The organism is Geobacter hydrogenophilus, assembly GCF_018501225.1.
In the GTDB taxonomy this organism is placed as follows: Bacteria; Desulfobacterota; Desulfuromonadia; order Geobacterales; family Geobacteraceae; genus Geobacter; species Geobacter hydrogenophilus.
In genome coordinates this window covers 465,702-480,125 of sequence record NZ_JAHCZI010000001.1, presented here as the reverse complement: position 1 = coordinate 480,125, position 14,424 = coordinate 465,702, and the positions used below count along the sequence as shown (strand labels likewise).

Sequence of the window (14,424 nt, the reverse complement as noted above, 5' to 3'; positions counted from 1 at the left end):
GTTTAGCGGTCCCGGTATACTACCAGTGGAAAGGAGGGGGAAGAAAAGGTAGTCGAGGCTTATGGTTTGTTTTTGTTTATTAAAACACTATAACGTGAAAGGAGAGTACGTAACATGGCACTCAAGGACACCCTGAAGCAAAAAATTGAGGAGATGCGTCCCCGTACCACCAGGCTTGTGAAAGAGTTTGGGAAAGTGGTTATCGACCAGGTAACAATCGATCAGGCCATTGGCGGTGCCCGTGACATCCGCTGCCTGGTAACCGATATCTCCTACCTCGATCCGCAGGAAGGTATCCGGTTCCGCGGCAAGACCATTCCCGAGACCTTTGAGGCGCTCCCCAAGGCCGCCGGATCTGATTATCCGACCGTTGAGTCCTTCTGGTACTTCCTCCTTACCGGCGACGTCCCGACACAGGCCCAGGTTGACGAGGTGGTTGCCGAGTGGAAGACCCGTCAGGTTGTTCCCCAGTATGTGTTCGACGCCATTAGCGCCCTGCCGAAGGATAGCCACCCGATGGTTATGCTGTCGGTCGGTATCCTTGCCCTGCAGAAAGACTCCAAGTTTGCTGGTTTCTATAACTCGGGCAAGTTCAACAAGATGACCGCTTGGGAATCTGTGTACGAGGATGCCTGCGATCTCGTTGCCCGTATCCCCATCATCGCCGCGTTCATTTACAACCTCAAGTACAGGGGTGGCAAGCAGACTGCTATTGACCCGACTGCCGACTGCGGCGCCAACTTCGCCCGCATGATCGGTCAGTGCAAGGAGTACGAGGACGTTGCCCGGATGTACTTCATCCTCCACTCCGACCACGAGTCCGGCAACGTTTCTGCCCACACTACGCACCTGGTACACTCTGCCCTGTCCGACCCCTACTATGCATACTCTGCCGGTCTTAACGGCCTTGCCGGTCCGCTGCACGGCCTTGCCAACCAGGAAGTTCTCGACTGGACCATCAAGTTCCAGGAGAAGTACTGCAAGGATGTGGAACCGACCAAGGAACTGGTCACCAAGGCCCTCTGGGATACCCTCAACGCCGGCCAAGTCGTACCGGGCTACGGCCACGCCGTTCTCCGCAAGACCGACCCGCGCTACATGTCGCAGCGTGAGTTCTGCCTCAAGACCCCGGGTCTCAAAGACGATCCGCTCTTCAAGCTTGTTGCCATGATCTTTGAGACCGCCCCGGGCGTCCTCATGGAGCACGGCAAAGCCAAGAACCCCTGGCCGAACGTCGATGCCCAGTCCGGCGTCATCCAGTGGTACTATGGCCTCCGCGAGTGGGACTTCTACACCGTCCTCTTCGGTGTAGGCCGCGCTCTCGGTTGCATGGCGAACATCACTTGGGACCGTGGCCTCGGCTACGCCATCGAGCGTCCCAAGTCCGTTACCACCCCGATGCTTGAGAAGTGGGCTGAAGAAGGTGGCCGGAAGTTCTAATACTTCCTATACATGCGGGAGTCTCCCAAGGGCTCCCGCATGTGGCCTGAAGTGCAGAAAAAGGGGAGATGCCTAGACATCTCCCCTTTTTCATACGTGCGGTCTTCTTGAAGGTGTAATTGCTCAGGAAATTATCTGGGCACTGAATACATAGAGGTCGGCACCTTCCTTCCAGTCATCGGGTTTCAGGCCCGCTTTGAGGCATGTCTGCGACAGAAAAGTATCCTTGTCCCAGTTGTATTCGACTGCCACCTGGGGAAGGAGTACGCCGCGGCAGGAGTTCTTCTCTATGTAGATGCCATGGGTTCCCACTTTGATACCTTCTGGGGACGATATTCTTTCAAGGGGGCTGAGGACGGAGATTTCAATGGAAAATCCTTCGAGATCTGCTGGTTTCATAGGGTAAAACCGAGGATCGCGGGTGGCGGCGGATATGGCCATATCTTGAACGAGCCTGTAGAGTGGCTTGTCTGAAACAAAGCTGCCAATACATCCACGGAGGGCGCCGTTCATCTTGATGGTGACGAAACAGCCCTGCTGACCTTGAAGGGAGGGTTCCGTTTCGAGGCGATGCGGTAAGTTCCCTTCGCGTATGTAATCAATGATTGCTTCTCTTGCAAGAGAGAGAAGCTTCTTCTTCTCTGTGAGAGTTAGATTCTGTGACACATTCTCCCCCTTCTTGAAGGTCTATTCATTTCGTACGCTACTAACTTTTTCCGTTGGTGACAAGAGCTAATTCCTGTTATTTGAGAGGGCGCATAGCTAAGCGGATTGGGCCCTGTTGGAGAGGATTGGAATAGTGGTGGCTGGTCGGGGGAAGAGAGGATGAATGTGAAAATGGTGTGTATTTATTTATAATTCATGGCAGCCAGTGTTGTTTTTGTGCTCTAATGTCCTGAAATGATTGCGCTAACACGAAATAATGTGGCGATTAAAAAAATCTTGACATAATTTTCAAAGCCAGTATATTCTCCCTTCGTTGTGTTTATAAACCATGCGCTGTGCGCGAATATGGCAATCAAAAAAAGGAAAAGAGGTGAAACGTCAATGAAAAAACTGCTCTCTCTGACTCTGTGCCTTGCTATGGCTGTAGCTTTTGCTGCTGGCTGCAAGAAAAAAGAAGAAGCTCCGGCTCCGGCTCCTGCAGAGCAAGCTGCTCCGGCTCCGGCTGCTCCGGCTCAAGCTCCGATGACTTCTGCTAAGGCTCCGGCCCCTGAAGCTGCTCCGGCTGCCCCGGCTGAGAAGAAGTAATCAGCTTACTCCAGTGAGTATAGAAAAAGGCCTACAGAACACGTTCTGTAGGCCTTTTTCTATTGTAAGCCTTCTAACCGGATTGACACAGGGCCAGTTACGTGGTATCTGGTGAGGTCATTTTATCTCGATATATACTGGAGGCCACGATGGAAAGAACATTCGCTATTATCAAGCCTGATGCGGTTGAGAGGAATATTGTTGGTAAGGTCCTCGAGAAAGTTGAGGCCGCTGGCTTCAGGATTGTGGGCATGAAGAAGATTCAGCTCTCAAAAAAAGAGGCCGAGGGCTTCTATTATGTTCACAGTGAGCGTCCCTTCTTTGGCGATCTCTGCTCCTTCATGTCGCGCAGTCCCGTAGTTGTGCTTGCACTGGAGCGTGAGAGCGCCATTGCCAAGTGGCGCGAAGTTATGGGCGCCACCAATCCGGCCAACGCCGATGCCGGCACGATTCGCAAGGAGTTCGGTCTCAGCATCGAGGAGAACACGGTTCACGGTTCCGATTCACCCGAGTCGGCTGCTTTCGAGATTCCTTACTTTTTCAGCCAGCTTGAACTCCTCTAGGTCATACCAAGATTGCGAGGAAAAAAGCCCTTCCCTTGAAGGGCTTTTTTATATTCAATAAACTATGATGAACGGAAAAATTGATATTAAAAACCTGACCCTTGACGATCTCATTGCATTTCTTGCCGGTAAGGGGAAGGAGCGCTATCGGGCGCGGCAGATTTTTAAGTGGCTCTATCAGAAGGACGCCCGGAGTTTTGCCGAGATGACCGATCTGGCCAAGGACCTTCGGCGGGATCTGGAGGAAACAACGGTCATCAGCGATCTTGAGCCCGAGGCGATGGAAGTATCCCGGGATGGTACGCGGAAGTATCTGTTTCGCCTCGAGGACGGTAACACCGTCGAGTCAGTCCTCATCCCCGAAGAAGACCGCACTACCCTCTGCATTTCGAGCCAGGTCGGTTGTGCCATGGCCTGCGAATTCTGTCTCACCGGCACGTTCCGGTTCACCCGGAACCTGACCGCAGCCGAGATTGTTAACCAGATATGCGCAGTGCGAAGGGACGTGCCGGTTCGCAACATCGTCTTCATGGGGATGGGAGAGCCGCTGGCCAACCTCGATAATGTCGTGAAGGCACTCAAGATCATTCTTCACGATGACGGCCTCCAGTTTTCGACCCGTCGGGTCACGGTTTCCACATCGGGGCTTGTTCCGGAGATGGAGCGCCTTGGGCGCGAGGTAACGGTCAATCTGGCTGTCTCCCTGAATGCTACCACTGACGAGGTGCGGGACCGGATCATGCCCGTGAACCGGCGATATCCTCTCAGGGTACTGCTGGACGCCTGCCGAAGCTATCCCCTGCCGGGGCGCCGGAAGATCACCATCGAGTACGTGATGATCAAGGGGCTCAACGATTCTCTGGAGGATGCCAAGCGGCTGGTGAAGCTCTTGAGTGACATCCCCTCCAAGATAAATCTCATTCCCTTCAACGAGCACGACGGTTGCTCCTTCAAGTGTCCCGATCAGGGAGCTATCGATGTGTTTCACAGCTATCTCTTGAGCAAGCATTTTACGGTCATCACCCGATCGAGCCGCGGCTCCGATATTTCCGCGGCGTGCGGTCAGCTCAAGGGTAAGCTGGACAAGAACGTTTCGGGTATCTAATTTTCTGCGGCCTGGGAGGAATCTGGCATGAGTGAGCAGGTTATCGGCGTCATTGGAGGAAGCGGCCTCTACGAGATGGAAGGGCTGAGCGATGTCCGGAGCGTGGCTGTAGAAACCCCCTTCGGGGCCCCGTCGGACGAGTTTATCACTGGTGTTCTTGACGGGGTGCGGATGGTGTTCCTTCCCCGCCACGGTAAGGGACACCGCCTCCTGCCATCGGAGGTGAACTACCGGGCTAACATCTACGGGATGAAGAAGCTTGGTGTAACGCGGATCATCTCCGTTTCCGCCGTCGGGAGCATGAAGGAGGAGATCGCGCCGGGGCACATCGTTATCCCCGACCAGTTCATCGACCGCACCAACGCAACCCGGGCCAACACGTTTTTCGGTAACGGCGTGGTGGCCCATGTGCAGTTCGCCGACCCGGTCTGCGCTGATCTCTCTGGCTGGCTGTTCGAGGCGGCCTTGGCCGCCGGAGCAACCGTTCACCGGGGCGGGACCTACATCTGCATGGAGGGGCCGGCATTCTCGACTCGGGCCGAGTCGAACCTTTACCGCTCCTTCGGCGTCTCGGTCATCGGCATGACAAACATCCCCGAGGCGAAACTGGCCCGGGAGGCCGAGATCTGCTACGGGGTCATCGCCCTCTCCACCGATTACGACTGCTGGCACGAGTCCCACGACGATGTCTCGGTGGATGCGATCCTGGCAATCATCCGCCAGAACGTCGCCATGTCAAAGTCCATCATCAGCCACGCCGTGAAGCGGATCTCCGCCGAGCGGACGTGCCCCTGTGCCTCGGCCCTTACCTATGCCATCATCACCGATCGCGGCGCCATTTCCACCGAAGCAAAAGAGCGCCTTAATCTGATCATTGGCAAGTACCTGTAATAAGAGACTCTAGAGAGCAAGGAGATTCCCATGGGCATACTCGTTGTCGGTTCCGTGGCATTTGATTCGGTGGAGACCCCCTTCGGCAGGGTGGAGAACGTTCTCGGCGGCTCGGCCACCTATTTCTCGACGTCGGCGAGCTTTTTCACCGATGTGAGCCTCGTGGCAGTAGTGGGAGATGACTTCCCCCAGGAGCACGTGGAGTTCCTCAAGTCCCGCAATATCGATCTGCGCGGTCTTGCCCGGGAAGGGGGAAAGACCTTCCACTGGAAGGGGAAGTACGGCTACGACCTGAATGAGGCCCAGACCCTGGAAACCCATCTGAACGTGTTTGAGAGTTTCAAACCGCAGATTCCTGCCGCGTACCGTGATGCCGAATTCCTCTTCCTGGCTAACATCGATCCGGAGCTCCAGATGGAGGTTCTCAGCCAGGTGGAGAAGCCGCGGGTCATCGCCTGCGACACCATGAACTTCTGGATTTCCTCCAAGCCCGAGGCCCTCAAGGCGGTCATCGCCAAGGTGGATATCTTCATTATCAATGAAGGGGAGGCCCGGCAGCTTACACAGGAGGCCAACCTCACCAAGGCGGCACGGAAAATTCTCGCCATGGGGGTGAAAACCCTGGTCATCAAGCGGGGCGAGTACGGCGTCCTCATGTTCACTGATCATTCGGTCTTTGCCGCGCCGGCCTTTCCCCTTGAGGATGTTTTTGACCCGACCGGGGCCGGCGACACCTTTGCCGGCGGTTTCATGGGGTATCTGGCCAATACGGGCGACACCTCCGAGGCGGGGATCCGTCAAGCCATCATCTTCGGGAGCGTCATGGCGTCGTTCAATGTGGAGGATTTCAGCCTCAACCGCTTGAAGCGGCTCGAGTATCGGGAGATCGAGGACCGTTACCGCAGTTTCAAGGCCCTGACCCACTTCGAAGGGCTTGCCGGAGGGTAGGGAGCGCGGCGCCGTGCGTTGACAACACAAGGCAAATCTGTTACGGTTCACGGGGCGTGAACAGGCTTTCTGAGCCGGTTTTCGCTCTTCGCACACAGCTCTGTTTTCAATTTCCCGGCTTGAGGTGATAACGTGAAACGTCTTCTTGTGCTGATCGCCATGGCGCTCTTTTCCCTCACAGCCTGTGCCGTTACCGACGCCTCCCGGAAGCAGGCGTCCTATCACTTTCAAATGGGTCTTTCCTATCTAGGGGAAAACGATGCTACCCGTGCCCTCATCGAACTCACTGAAGCGGAGAAACTAACCCCCAACGATCCCCCCCTCCTGAACAGCCTCGGCCTCGCCTATTTCTACAAGAAGCGGTACGATCTCGCCGAGCTCAAGTATCGCCGGGCCATCGAGCTGAAGCCCGATTATTCCGAGGCCAGGAACAACCTAGGGGTGAACTACCTGGAGATGCAGCGGTGGGATGATGCCGTGGCCCAGTTCACGCTGGTTCTGGCCGATTTGTTCTTCATCAACCACGAGGATGCCCGGATCAACCTCGGTCTCGCCTATCTGGGCAAGGGCGATTATCCGAAGGCCCTCGACATTCTGCGTCAGGCGGTTGCAACCTCTCCCCAGAACATTGTCGCCCGGGTTGGCCTCGGCAGGGTATACTTTGCCATGGACCGCAACGATCTGGCGATTCAGGAATTCACCAAGGCCGTTGAGCTTAACAAGAATTATCAGAACGGATACTACTATCTTGCCCTTGCCCATCTGAAGGGGAAAGACTATGTGTCTGCAGCCGATGCGTTCCGCGAGGCGATCCGGATAGCGCCCGATTCGGAGAAGGGGCGTCTTTCCCGGGAATATCTGGAATCAATGCGCTGAGAGGTTCACTTGTCTGACGCGCTCACCCCCGGGAAAGGGGGAACATCCATCGGCATCCTGCTGCGAGAGACCCGCGAGTCCCGTGGGGAGTCGCGGGAGGACGCCGCCCGCGTCACCCGCATCGGCAAGAATTATCTTGCCGCCCTCGAAGAGGAATCCTTTGACAAGCTCCCGAGTTCCGCCTACGTAAAGGGGTTTTTGCGGGTGTACGGAAAGCACCTGGGACTCTCTCCGGATGACTTGATCGCCAGGTACGAGGAGAAGCTGGCTCCTGCACCTGCCACGGAGCAGGTGAAGGATGAGGGAGGAGGGGCGCCGCCTGTTGTACGCCTAGCGATTCCCCCTATCCGCAACCGCTGGATGATTCCCCTGGTTCTCCTTGCCTTGGTGCTCGTCACCGCTACGATTATTCCTCAGAGAGAGCCCGCGCCGGTGCGGCCTGTGCCCGAGCCGGTTCCCGCCAGGGTGCTTCTTCCCCCGCCACCCGTTCAGTCACCCTTATCCTCGGTTGCGGCGGCTCCGCTGTCAAAGCAGGAGGCACCGGCGGAATCCGCTGAGGCAACTTCCCCGGAAGCGGCCGTTCCTTCAACCATGCCGGGTGGGATGGTTCTCAAGCTCAAGGTGAACCAGGATTGCTGGCTGGATATAACCATCGACGGTGCCGTCTCCCAGCAGTACGACCTGAAGGCCGGCGATCTGATCGAATGGAAAGGAGAGCGGTTTTTTTCACTCGATCTCGGCAATGCCGGCGGAGTGGAGGCCGAATTCAACGGCAAGGTGCTTCCCTCGTTCGGAGAGGCTGGCAAAACCGCCCATGTGACACTTCCGGCAGAATATACTGAGGAGCAGTAGTCTCGGCAAGACTACGGCACACTGGAGATTACTTCAAGGAGAGGGTTTTTCATGCATATGGTACGCTGCAGAAAGTGCGGAAGAGTAATGAAGAGTGAACGGATCGATCCCTACAGGGTGAAGCTGTCCTGTGTCTGCGGCTTTTCCGATTTCCGGACCGTTCCCGACAAGGCCAAAACAGTGAATCCCTTCTATCAGAAGGCGAGTTTGACCCCCATTGTCGAGAGTGAAAAGGGGAAGATGGTTCTGACCATGCAGCGGGCCAACCGGGAACATCTGGAGATCATCTCCCTGGAAGAGATCAGCATGCTTGTCTCCTCCGACTTCAACCTGCCGGAAGTTCTCCAACACGTGACGAAAAAGGTGGCCGGGCAGCTTAAGGTGAGTGTCTGCAGCATCTACCTCCGGGAGGGGGACGATCTCGTGCTGGCCGCTACCCATGGCTTTGACCCTGCCTTCATCGGCAAGATCCGGCTCAGGATCGGCGAGGGGATCACCGGTACCGTTGCCAAGGAGGGGAGCCACATATCCCTTACCCATGCCTCTCGCGATTCCCGTTACAAGCATTTCTCCGAACTTCAGGAGGAGAAATACAACTCCATGCTCTCCTTCCCCATCAGCGACAAGAAGGAGGTGTATGGAGTCATCAATCTCAATACCACCTCCATCAAGTCGTTCCAGGAGGATGAGATCTACTTCGTCTCCATTATTGCCAACCTGATCCTTACAGCCATTAAGCTTCGACAGCAGGTGGCCACGGGCAAAAAAGCGCTGTAACCGCCTGCTTGACAGGGGGGGACACCATGCTAGACTCAGATTCATCGTACCACGCGCCAGAAGCGGAGTTTATCATTGGCAGAGCAGGCAAAAAAACGGATACTGGTTGTTGACGACGAAGAAAATGCCCGGATAGGTCTGTCGAAACTTCTCGAACGGGAGGGATTCGAAGTCGAAAGCGTATCGAACGGCTATGAAGCCCTTAACTATCTGAACCAGCGGCAGGTGAACGTTATTGTCACCGATATCAACATGCCGGAGATGAACGGCATCACTTTCCTTAAAGAGCTCAACAAGAATTTCCCCGCGAGCAACGTCATCATGATTACCGCTTATGGCGGCGTTGAGTCGTATATTGAGGCCATGAACCTGGGGGCCTTCGAGTATATCAACAAGCCCATCAAGATCGACGAGCTGAAGTCGATCCTGAAGAAGATTTTCAAGGAGAAGGAACACCGCCACTGATTTTGTCCACTCAAGCCAGATTCCTCCAGGGGGTAAAGCAATGAAAACCTTTTCCACCATTGTCTTTCCGACCGATTTTTCCGAAAACTCGGAGTATGCTTTTGACCATGCCCTGACCCTCGCCCGGCAATTCAACGCGCGGCTTGTCGTCGTGCACGTCATCAACGAACCAGTGGATCTGCGTGGTTTTTACGTCCCCCATGTCTCCTTTGAGAAGCTTGAAGAAGAGATCGTTGCGGCGGCCGAGAAGATGATGGAAAAGTTCTGCAGGACCAAGCTCAAGGACTACGTCAACTTCACCAGCAGCATCGTGTCGGGCATCCCCTATGACGAGATTCTCAAGAAGGCGGATGAGGAGAATGCCTCCCTTATCGTGATGGGAACCCACGGCCGCCGGGGGATTGACCACTTCCTTTTCGGGAGCACGGCAGAACGGGTGGTAAGAAACGCCAAGTGTCCGGTGATGACGGTCCGCCCCCCCGAAGAGTAGAGATGTGAGCTCTGTTTCATGCAGGGCGGACGAAGGGCAGCTTTGGCTGCCCTTTGTTTTTATTCTGACAGGAAGAGATTTGCCACTCCATGACTACGGTAACTAACGCCTCTAAGGGTACCATCCTCATCATCGACGATGAGAAGGTAATCCTTGACCTCACCTCCATCGTCCTCAGTAACCGCGGCTACACGGTCTACACCGCTCCGGACGCCGTGGTCGGCCTGGAAGAGTTGGAGGAGCATCGCCCAAGCCTGGTGCTCCTCGACTACATGATGCCGGTCATGGACGGTTTTACGGCCCTCAAGCAGATCCGCCAGCGATTCCCCGATACCTACGTCATCATGTTCACCGGCAAGGGAAACGAGGAGATCGCCGTTGAACTCATGAAGGCCGGCGCCTCCGATTACATCCTCAAGCCCTTCAATAACCAGGATCTGGTGGAGCGGATCGAGAGCGTTCTGCGGATCAGGGCGGTGGAACTCAGGAACCGCGAGCTGATGGAGGAGCGGGACAAGCTTCTGGCCGAGATTGCAGAGTGGAACCGGGAGTTGGAGGAACGGGTGCGGGAGAAGACGGAGGCTCTCCAGAAAGCCCAGGCGGAAATTGTCCAGTCGGAGAAGCTCGCTTCGCTGGGGTATCTCTCTGCCGGCATGGCCCATGAGATCAGAAATCCCCTCAACTCCATCAATCTCTTTGCCCAACTCCTGAAAAGCGGCTGCGAAGAACCGGAGAAGCTTGACTATATCGACAAGATCCTCAAGGAGGTGGACCGGATCGACGACATCATGCGCAAGCTCCTCGATGCGTCCAAGCGCCCCCGCTTCCAACTGAGCGAGGTGCGGCTCGACCGGGTCATCGATGCCACCCTGGAGGTGTTCAGGCCCCAGACAACCCTCTACGGCATCGAGGTGGTGAGGGCCTTCCGTCGTGTCCCTCCCCCCTTTCAGGCAGACCCCGCCGAGATTGAGCAGATCTTCACCAACCTTTTCCTGAACGCCATCCACGAGATGCAGGAGGGGGGGACCCTTGCCGTCCTGCTCGACCATGACGACCGGGAGGTCGCCATTCGGATCTCCGACACCGGCAAGGGAATGCCGCCGGAAAACGTGAAGAAGATCTTCGATCCCTTCTTCACCACCAAGACCAGTGGTAGCGGCCTCGGCCTTGCGGTGGTGCTCCGCATCGTCAAGACCTATCAGGGGAAGATCACTGTGGAGAAGAGCGACGAAACCGGCACCACCTTTGCCATCAGGCTCCCCCTTCTCCCTTCCTGACCCTTCCCCCTTTCCCCTTTTCTTTTCCACCCCGATTTTGTATGATGGCGCCCTGTTTTTCAGGGTTTTTGACGAATTACTACGATGCCGATTCTGATACGAAACATTGTCCTCGCCCCCGGAGAGGGGGACGACGTTCTGGGTACGCGGGTTGCCGAGCGCTTCGGGGTGCCGGAGCGGGATATCCAGTCGGTGCATCTGGTCCGCAAGAGCATCGACGCCCGACGCAAGCCCCGCGTAATCATCGTCTGTACCGTCCTGTGCCGGCTGCTCGACGAGGCGGGGTTCCTCGCGCGGCATGGCCATGATCCGGACGTGAAGGCCGTGAAGGATGAGCCGCAGCCGGTCTTCCCGCGGCTTGCCGGGGGAGGGCGGATCGTCATCGTCGGCATGGGGCCGGCGGGGCTTTTTGCGGCCCTTCGGCTCGCCGAGTATGGCCTTGCCCCCACCATCCTGGAGCGGGGACGGCCGGTGGAGGAGCGGACCCGGGACGTGCAGGCCTTCTGGAGCCTGGGCGAGTTGGACACGGAGAGCAACGTCCAGTTCGGCGAGGGGGGGGCCGGTACCTTCTCCGACGGCAAGCTTACCACCCGGGTGAACGACCCCCGGATCGGTTACGTCCTCCAAAAGCTCGTAGACTTTGGCGCGCCGCCGGAGATCCTGCACCTGGCCAAGCCCCACGTGGGGACCGACCAACTGCGGCGAGTGGTGGCGGGCATCCGGCAGGGGCTTCTGGCCGCCGGCTGTGACATCCGCTTCCGGAGCCGAGTGACCGACATCGTTCCGCGGGAGGGAAGGGTCGGCGCGGTGACCGTGAATGGTTCCGATGAGGTCGCAGCCGATGTCCTCATCCTCGCTCCCGGCCACAGTGCCCGCGATACCTACGACATGCTTGCCCGCCGGGGAGTTCACCTCCAGGCAAAGCCCTTTGCCATGGGGGTGCGGGTGGAGCATCCCCAGGAACTCATCAACGGCATCCAGTACGGCAAGGGGCATCACCCGGCCCTGCCTCCGGCGGACTATGCCCTGGCCCATAACGACCGGCGCACCGGCCGCTCGGCCTACTCATTCTGCATGTGCCCCGGCGGCGTGGTGGTGGCGGGAAGCTCCGAAGAGGGGGGCGTCGTCACCAACGGCATGAGCGCTCACCTGCGCAACACCCCCTTTGCCAACAGCGCCTTGGTGGTCACCGTGGGGCCCGATGACTTCGGCTCCTCCTCTCCCCTGGCAGGGGTGGAGTTCCAGCGGCACTGGGAGCGGCGGGCCTTTGAAGCAGGCGGAGGAGGATACCGGGCTCCGGCCCAGAATCTCCTCTCCTTCCTTGGCATGAAGGGGAGAAAGGGGGTATCTTCCTCCTACCGCCCCGGGGTAACGGAAACCGACCTCTCCCGGGTCCTCCCCGCTGCCGTGACCGGTACCCTGCGGGAGGGGCTGCGGGTCTTCGACCGGAAGATGCGGGGCTTCGTCACCGCCGAGGCGACCCTCACCGGGGTGGAGACGCGGACTTCGGCGCCGGTGCGGATCGTGCGGGGAGAGGACTGCCAGTCGGTGAGCCTGCAAGGGCTCTATCCCACGGGCGAGGGGGCCGGCTACGCCGGGGGAATCATGAGCGCCGCCCTGGACGGCATCCGGGTGGCCGACATCATCGCAGGGAAGATAACCGCCGAGACAAGGAGCGCGATTTGAACAAAGTGTACGTGAGCAGCATCAGGGACCGGGACCAGTTGGAGTCGGTCTTTCTCGTAAAAGACAAGATCATGGCCATGGCCAAGAACGGCAAGCCGTACATGACGCTAAAGCTCATGGACAAGACCGGCGAGATCGAGGGGCGCGTCTGGGACAACGTGGACGAGCTCTCCGCCATCTTTGACCGGGACGACTTCATCGCCATCCGCTGCAAGGCCAGCGTCTACCTGGGGAAGATGCAGCTCATCATCTCCGAGCTGATGCGGGTGCCAGACGACCGGGTGCAGCTGGCCGACTTTCTTCCCGAATCGGACCGTCCCGTGGCCGAGATGGAGCAGGAACTGGCCGTGTTGCTGGCGAGCTTCACTGATCCGCACCTCAAGGCCCTCATGGATGCCTTTTTCGGCGATGCCGAGCTCATGGCCCTCTACCGGATCGCGCCGGCGGCCAAGGGGATGCACCACGTCTACCTGGGGGGGCTCCTGGAGCATTCCCTGGCGGTGGCGCGCCTCGTTGATGTCATCATTCCCCTCTACGGCGGGCTCAACCGCGACCTCCTCGTGGCCGGGGCGCTCCTCCACGACGTGGGGAAGGTGCGGGAGATGACCTACCAGCGCTCCTTCGACTACACCGACGAGGGGAAGCTCCTGGGGCACATCACCATCGGCGTTGAGATGGTGCAGGAGCGGATCGCCGCCATCCCCGGTTTCCCCACGGAGCTGGCGATGCTCCTCAAGCACATGCTCCTCTCCCATCACGGCCAGTACGAGTACGGCTCACCCAAGCGGCCCAAGACCGTGGAGGCCACGATCCTCAACTACCTGGACGACCTGGACTCCAAGATCAACGGCATCCGGACCCACATCCGGAAGGAAGCCGAGAGCCAGAGTCGCTGGAGCTCCTACCACCGCCTCTACGACCGCTACTTCTACAAGGAGAATTACAGCTACGGGGAAGAGTACGACGAGGCGGCCGAGGCGGAAGCCGAAGGAGCCGCCCCCGAGCCGCCGGTCCAGCAACCGGCAGCGGCGCCTGAGTCGCCGGCAGCACCGGTACCGCACCCCCGGCGGGAGGAGCAGAAGAAAAAAGGGTTCCACAACAACCCCTTCGAGCAGCTCCAGGGGAAGAATCTCGATCTGTTTAACCAGTAACCTGTCTCGGGAGATACCTTATGATCTTCGAAATTGTTGTTGTCGGCCCCCTGGGGGTCAACTGCTTTATCCTCGGCTGCGAGGAAACCAGGGAAGGGGTGGTGGTGGACCCCGGCGCCGATGCCGAGCGCATCCTCGACCGGGTCCGGGCTCTTGGCCTCACCATCCGCACGGTCATCAACACCCACGGTCACTTCGACCACATCGGGGGGAACAAGACGGTCCTGGAGGCCACCGGCGCCCGGCTCATGATCCACCGGGAGGACGTCCACTTCCTCTCCCGGGCCGCCGACGTGGCGGCCAACTACGGCCTTTCCACCGAGAACTCCCCCCCGCCGGACGAACTTCTGGAGGATGGGATGACGGTCACCTTCGGCAAATGCGCCATGAAGGTCTTCCATACACCGGGTCACACGCCGGGGGGATGCTGCCTCTACCTGGAAGGAGAGGGTAAGGTCATCACCGGAGACACCCTCTTTGCCGAGTCGGTGGGGCGAACCGATTTCCCCGGCTCCTCTCACGAGGCCCTTATAACCTCCATCCGCACGAAGCTTCTCTCCCTGCCCGACGAGACCCAGGTCTTCCCGGGGCACGGCGAGACGAGCTCCATCGGGCGGGAGAAGCTGTACAATCCGTACCTGAACGGGTAGGA

15 protein-coding genes are annotated in these 14,424 nt (G+C 58.1%); 14 read left to right on the top strand and 1 reads right to left on the bottom strand.

Annotation, left to right across the window (positions count from 1 at the left end):
- Positions 1-114: 114 nt before the first annotated feature.
- Entirely contained in the window at positions 115-1,440 is a 1,326-nt protein-coding gene (locus tag KI811_RS02110; RefSeq protein ID WP_214184834.1) for a citrate (Si)-synthase, read from the top strand.
- Between the two features lie 123 nt (positions 1,441-1,563).
- Here the strand turns inward: KI811_RS02110 and amrA are convergent, their stop codons facing one another.
- Positions 1,564-2,106, bottom strand: a complete 543-nt coding sequence (gene amrA, locus KI811_RS02105) for an AmmeMemoRadiSam system protein A (protein ID WP_214184833.1) — start codon at positions 2,104-2,106, stop codon at positions 1,564-1,566.
- Between the two features lie 734 nt (positions 2,107-2,840).
- On the opposite strand from amrA, the gene ndk reads away from it, so the two are divergent.
- The 13 genes from ndk to KI811_RS02040 all read left to right on the top strand — a co-directional run bounded on the left by ndk (position 2,841) and on the right by KI811_RS02040 (position 14,422).
- Entirely contained in the window at positions 2,841-3,254 is a 414-nt protein-coding gene (gene ndk / locus KI811_RS02100; RefSeq protein ID WP_214184832.1) for a nucleoside-diphosphate kinase, read from the top strand.
- Positions 3,255-3,318: 64 nt separating this feature from the next.
- Positions 3,319-4,359, top strand: a complete 1,041-nt coding sequence (gene rlmN, locus KI811_RS02095; RefSeq protein WP_214184831.1) for a dual-specificity RNA methyltransferase RlmN — start codon at positions 3,319-3,321, stop codon at positions 4,357-4,359.
- Positions 4,360-4,386: 27 nt separating this feature from the next.
- Positions 4,387-5,250 carry an S-methyl-5'-thioadenosine phosphorylase gene (mtnP, locus tag KI811_RS02090; protein ID WP_214184830.1) on the top strand — a complete coding sequence of 288 codons (864 nt, stop codon included), beginning with the start codon at positions 4,387-4,389 and terminating at the stop codon, positions 5,248-5,250.
- A 30-nt stretch (positions 5,251-5,280) separates the two neighbouring features.
- Positions 5,281-6,198 (top strand): carbohydrate kinase family protein, encoded by a 918-nt coding sequence (locus KI811_RS02085; protein WP_214184829.1) that lies wholly within the window; start codon positions 5,281-5,283, stop codon positions 6,196-6,198.
- Between the two features lie 132 nt (positions 6,199-6,330).
- Positions 6,331-7,074, top strand: coding sequence for a tetratricopeptide repeat protein (locus KI811_RS02080; protein WP_214184828.1), 744 nt, complete (start codon positions 6,331-6,333; stop codon positions 7,072-7,074).
- A gap of 9 nt (positions 7,075-7,083) precedes the next feature.
- Positions 7,084-7,926 (top strand): helix-turn-helix domain-containing protein, encoded by an 843-nt coding sequence (locus KI811_RS02075; protein WP_214184827.1) that lies wholly within the window; start codon positions 7,084-7,086, stop codon positions 7,924-7,926.
- Positions 7,927-8,013: 87 nt separating this feature from the next.
- Positions 8,014-8,703, top strand: a complete 690-nt coding sequence (locus tag KI811_RS02070) for a GAF domain-containing protein (protein WP_246551224.1) — start codon at positions 8,014-8,016, stop codon at positions 8,701-8,703.
- A gap of 75 nt (positions 8,704-8,778) precedes the next feature.
- Positions 8,779-9,168: a response regulator gene (locus KI811_RS02065; protein ID WP_011366081.1), complete on the top strand. Its 390-nt coding sequence runs from the start codon at positions 8,779-8,781 to the stop codon at positions 9,166-9,168.
- Positions 9,169-9,208: 40 nt separating this feature from the next.
- Positions 9,209-9,658 (top strand): universal stress protein, encoded by a 450-nt coding sequence (locus tag KI811_RS02060; RefSeq protein ID WP_214184825.1) that lies wholly within the window; start codon positions 9,209-9,211, stop codon positions 9,656-9,658.
- 89 nt (positions 9,659-9,747) lie between these two features.
- Positions 9,748-10,935, top strand: a complete 1,188-nt coding sequence (locus tag KI811_RS02055) for a hybrid sensor histidine kinase/response regulator (RefSeq protein ID WP_214184824.1) — start codon at positions 9,748-9,750, stop codon at positions 10,933-10,935.
- 84 nt (positions 10,936-11,019) lie between these two features.
- On the top strand, positions 11,020-12,621 hold the full coding sequence (locus KI811_RS02050) for an NAD(P)/FAD-dependent oxidoreductase (RefSeq protein WP_214184823.1): 1,602 nt from the start codon (positions 11,020-11,022) through the stop codon (positions 12,619-12,621).
- The gene (locus KI811_RS02045; RefSeq protein WP_214184822.1) at positions 12,618-13,772 is read left to right on the top strand and encodes a 3'-5' exoribonuclease YhaM family protein; all 1,155 of its coding nucleotides are present in this window, start codon (positions 12,618-12,620) and stop codon (positions 13,770-13,772) included. Before KI811_RS02050 ends, KI811_RS02045 begins: the two co-directional genes overlap by 4 nt.
- A gap of 20 nt (positions 13,773-13,792) precedes the next feature.
- On the top strand, positions 13,793-14,422 hold the full coding sequence (locus KI811_RS02040; RefSeq protein WP_214184821.1) for an MBL fold metallo-hydrolase: 630 nt from the start codon (positions 13,793-13,795) through the stop codon (positions 14,420-14,422).
- The last annotated feature ends 2 nt before the right edge of the window (positions 14,423-14,424 follow it).

Coding starts and splice junctions, on each gene's coding strand:
- KI811_RS02110 (WP_214184834.1), top strand. CDS start 115: ATGGCACTCAAGGACACCCTGAAGCAAAAAATTGAGGAGATGCGTCCC.
- ndk (WP_214184832.1), top strand. CDS start 2,841: ATGGAAAGAACATTCGCTATTATCAAGCCTGATGCGGTTGAGAGGAAT.
- rlmN (WP_214184831.1), top strand. CDS start 3,319: ATGATGAACGGAAAAATTGATATTAAAAACCTGACCCTTGACGATCTC.
- mtnP (WP_214184830.1), top strand. CDS start 4,387: ATGAGTGAGCAGGTTATCGGCGTCATTGGAGGAAGCGGCCTCTACGAG.
- KI811_RS02085 (WP_214184829.1), top strand. CDS start 5,281: ATGGGCATACTCGTTGTCGGTTCCGTGGCATTTGATTCGGTGGAGACC.
- KI811_RS02070 (WP_246551224.1), top strand. CDS start 8,014: ATGAAGAGTGAACGGATCGATCCCTACAGGGTGAAGCTGTCCTGTGTC.
- KI811_RS02060 (WP_214184825.1), top strand. CDS start 9,209: ATGAAAACCTTTTCCACCATTGTCTTTCCGACCGATTTTTCCGAAAAC.
- KI811_RS02055 (WP_214184824.1), top strand. CDS start 9,748: ATGACTACGGTAACTAACGCCTCTAAGGGTACCATCCTCATCATCGAC.
- KI811_RS02050 (WP_214184823.1), top strand. CDS start 11,020: ATGCCGATTCTGATACGAAACATTGTCCTCGCCCCCGGAGAGGGGGAC.
- KI811_RS02040 (WP_214184821.1), top strand. CDS start 13,793: ATGATCTTCGAAATTGTTGTTGTCGGCCCCCTGGGGGTCAACTGCTTT.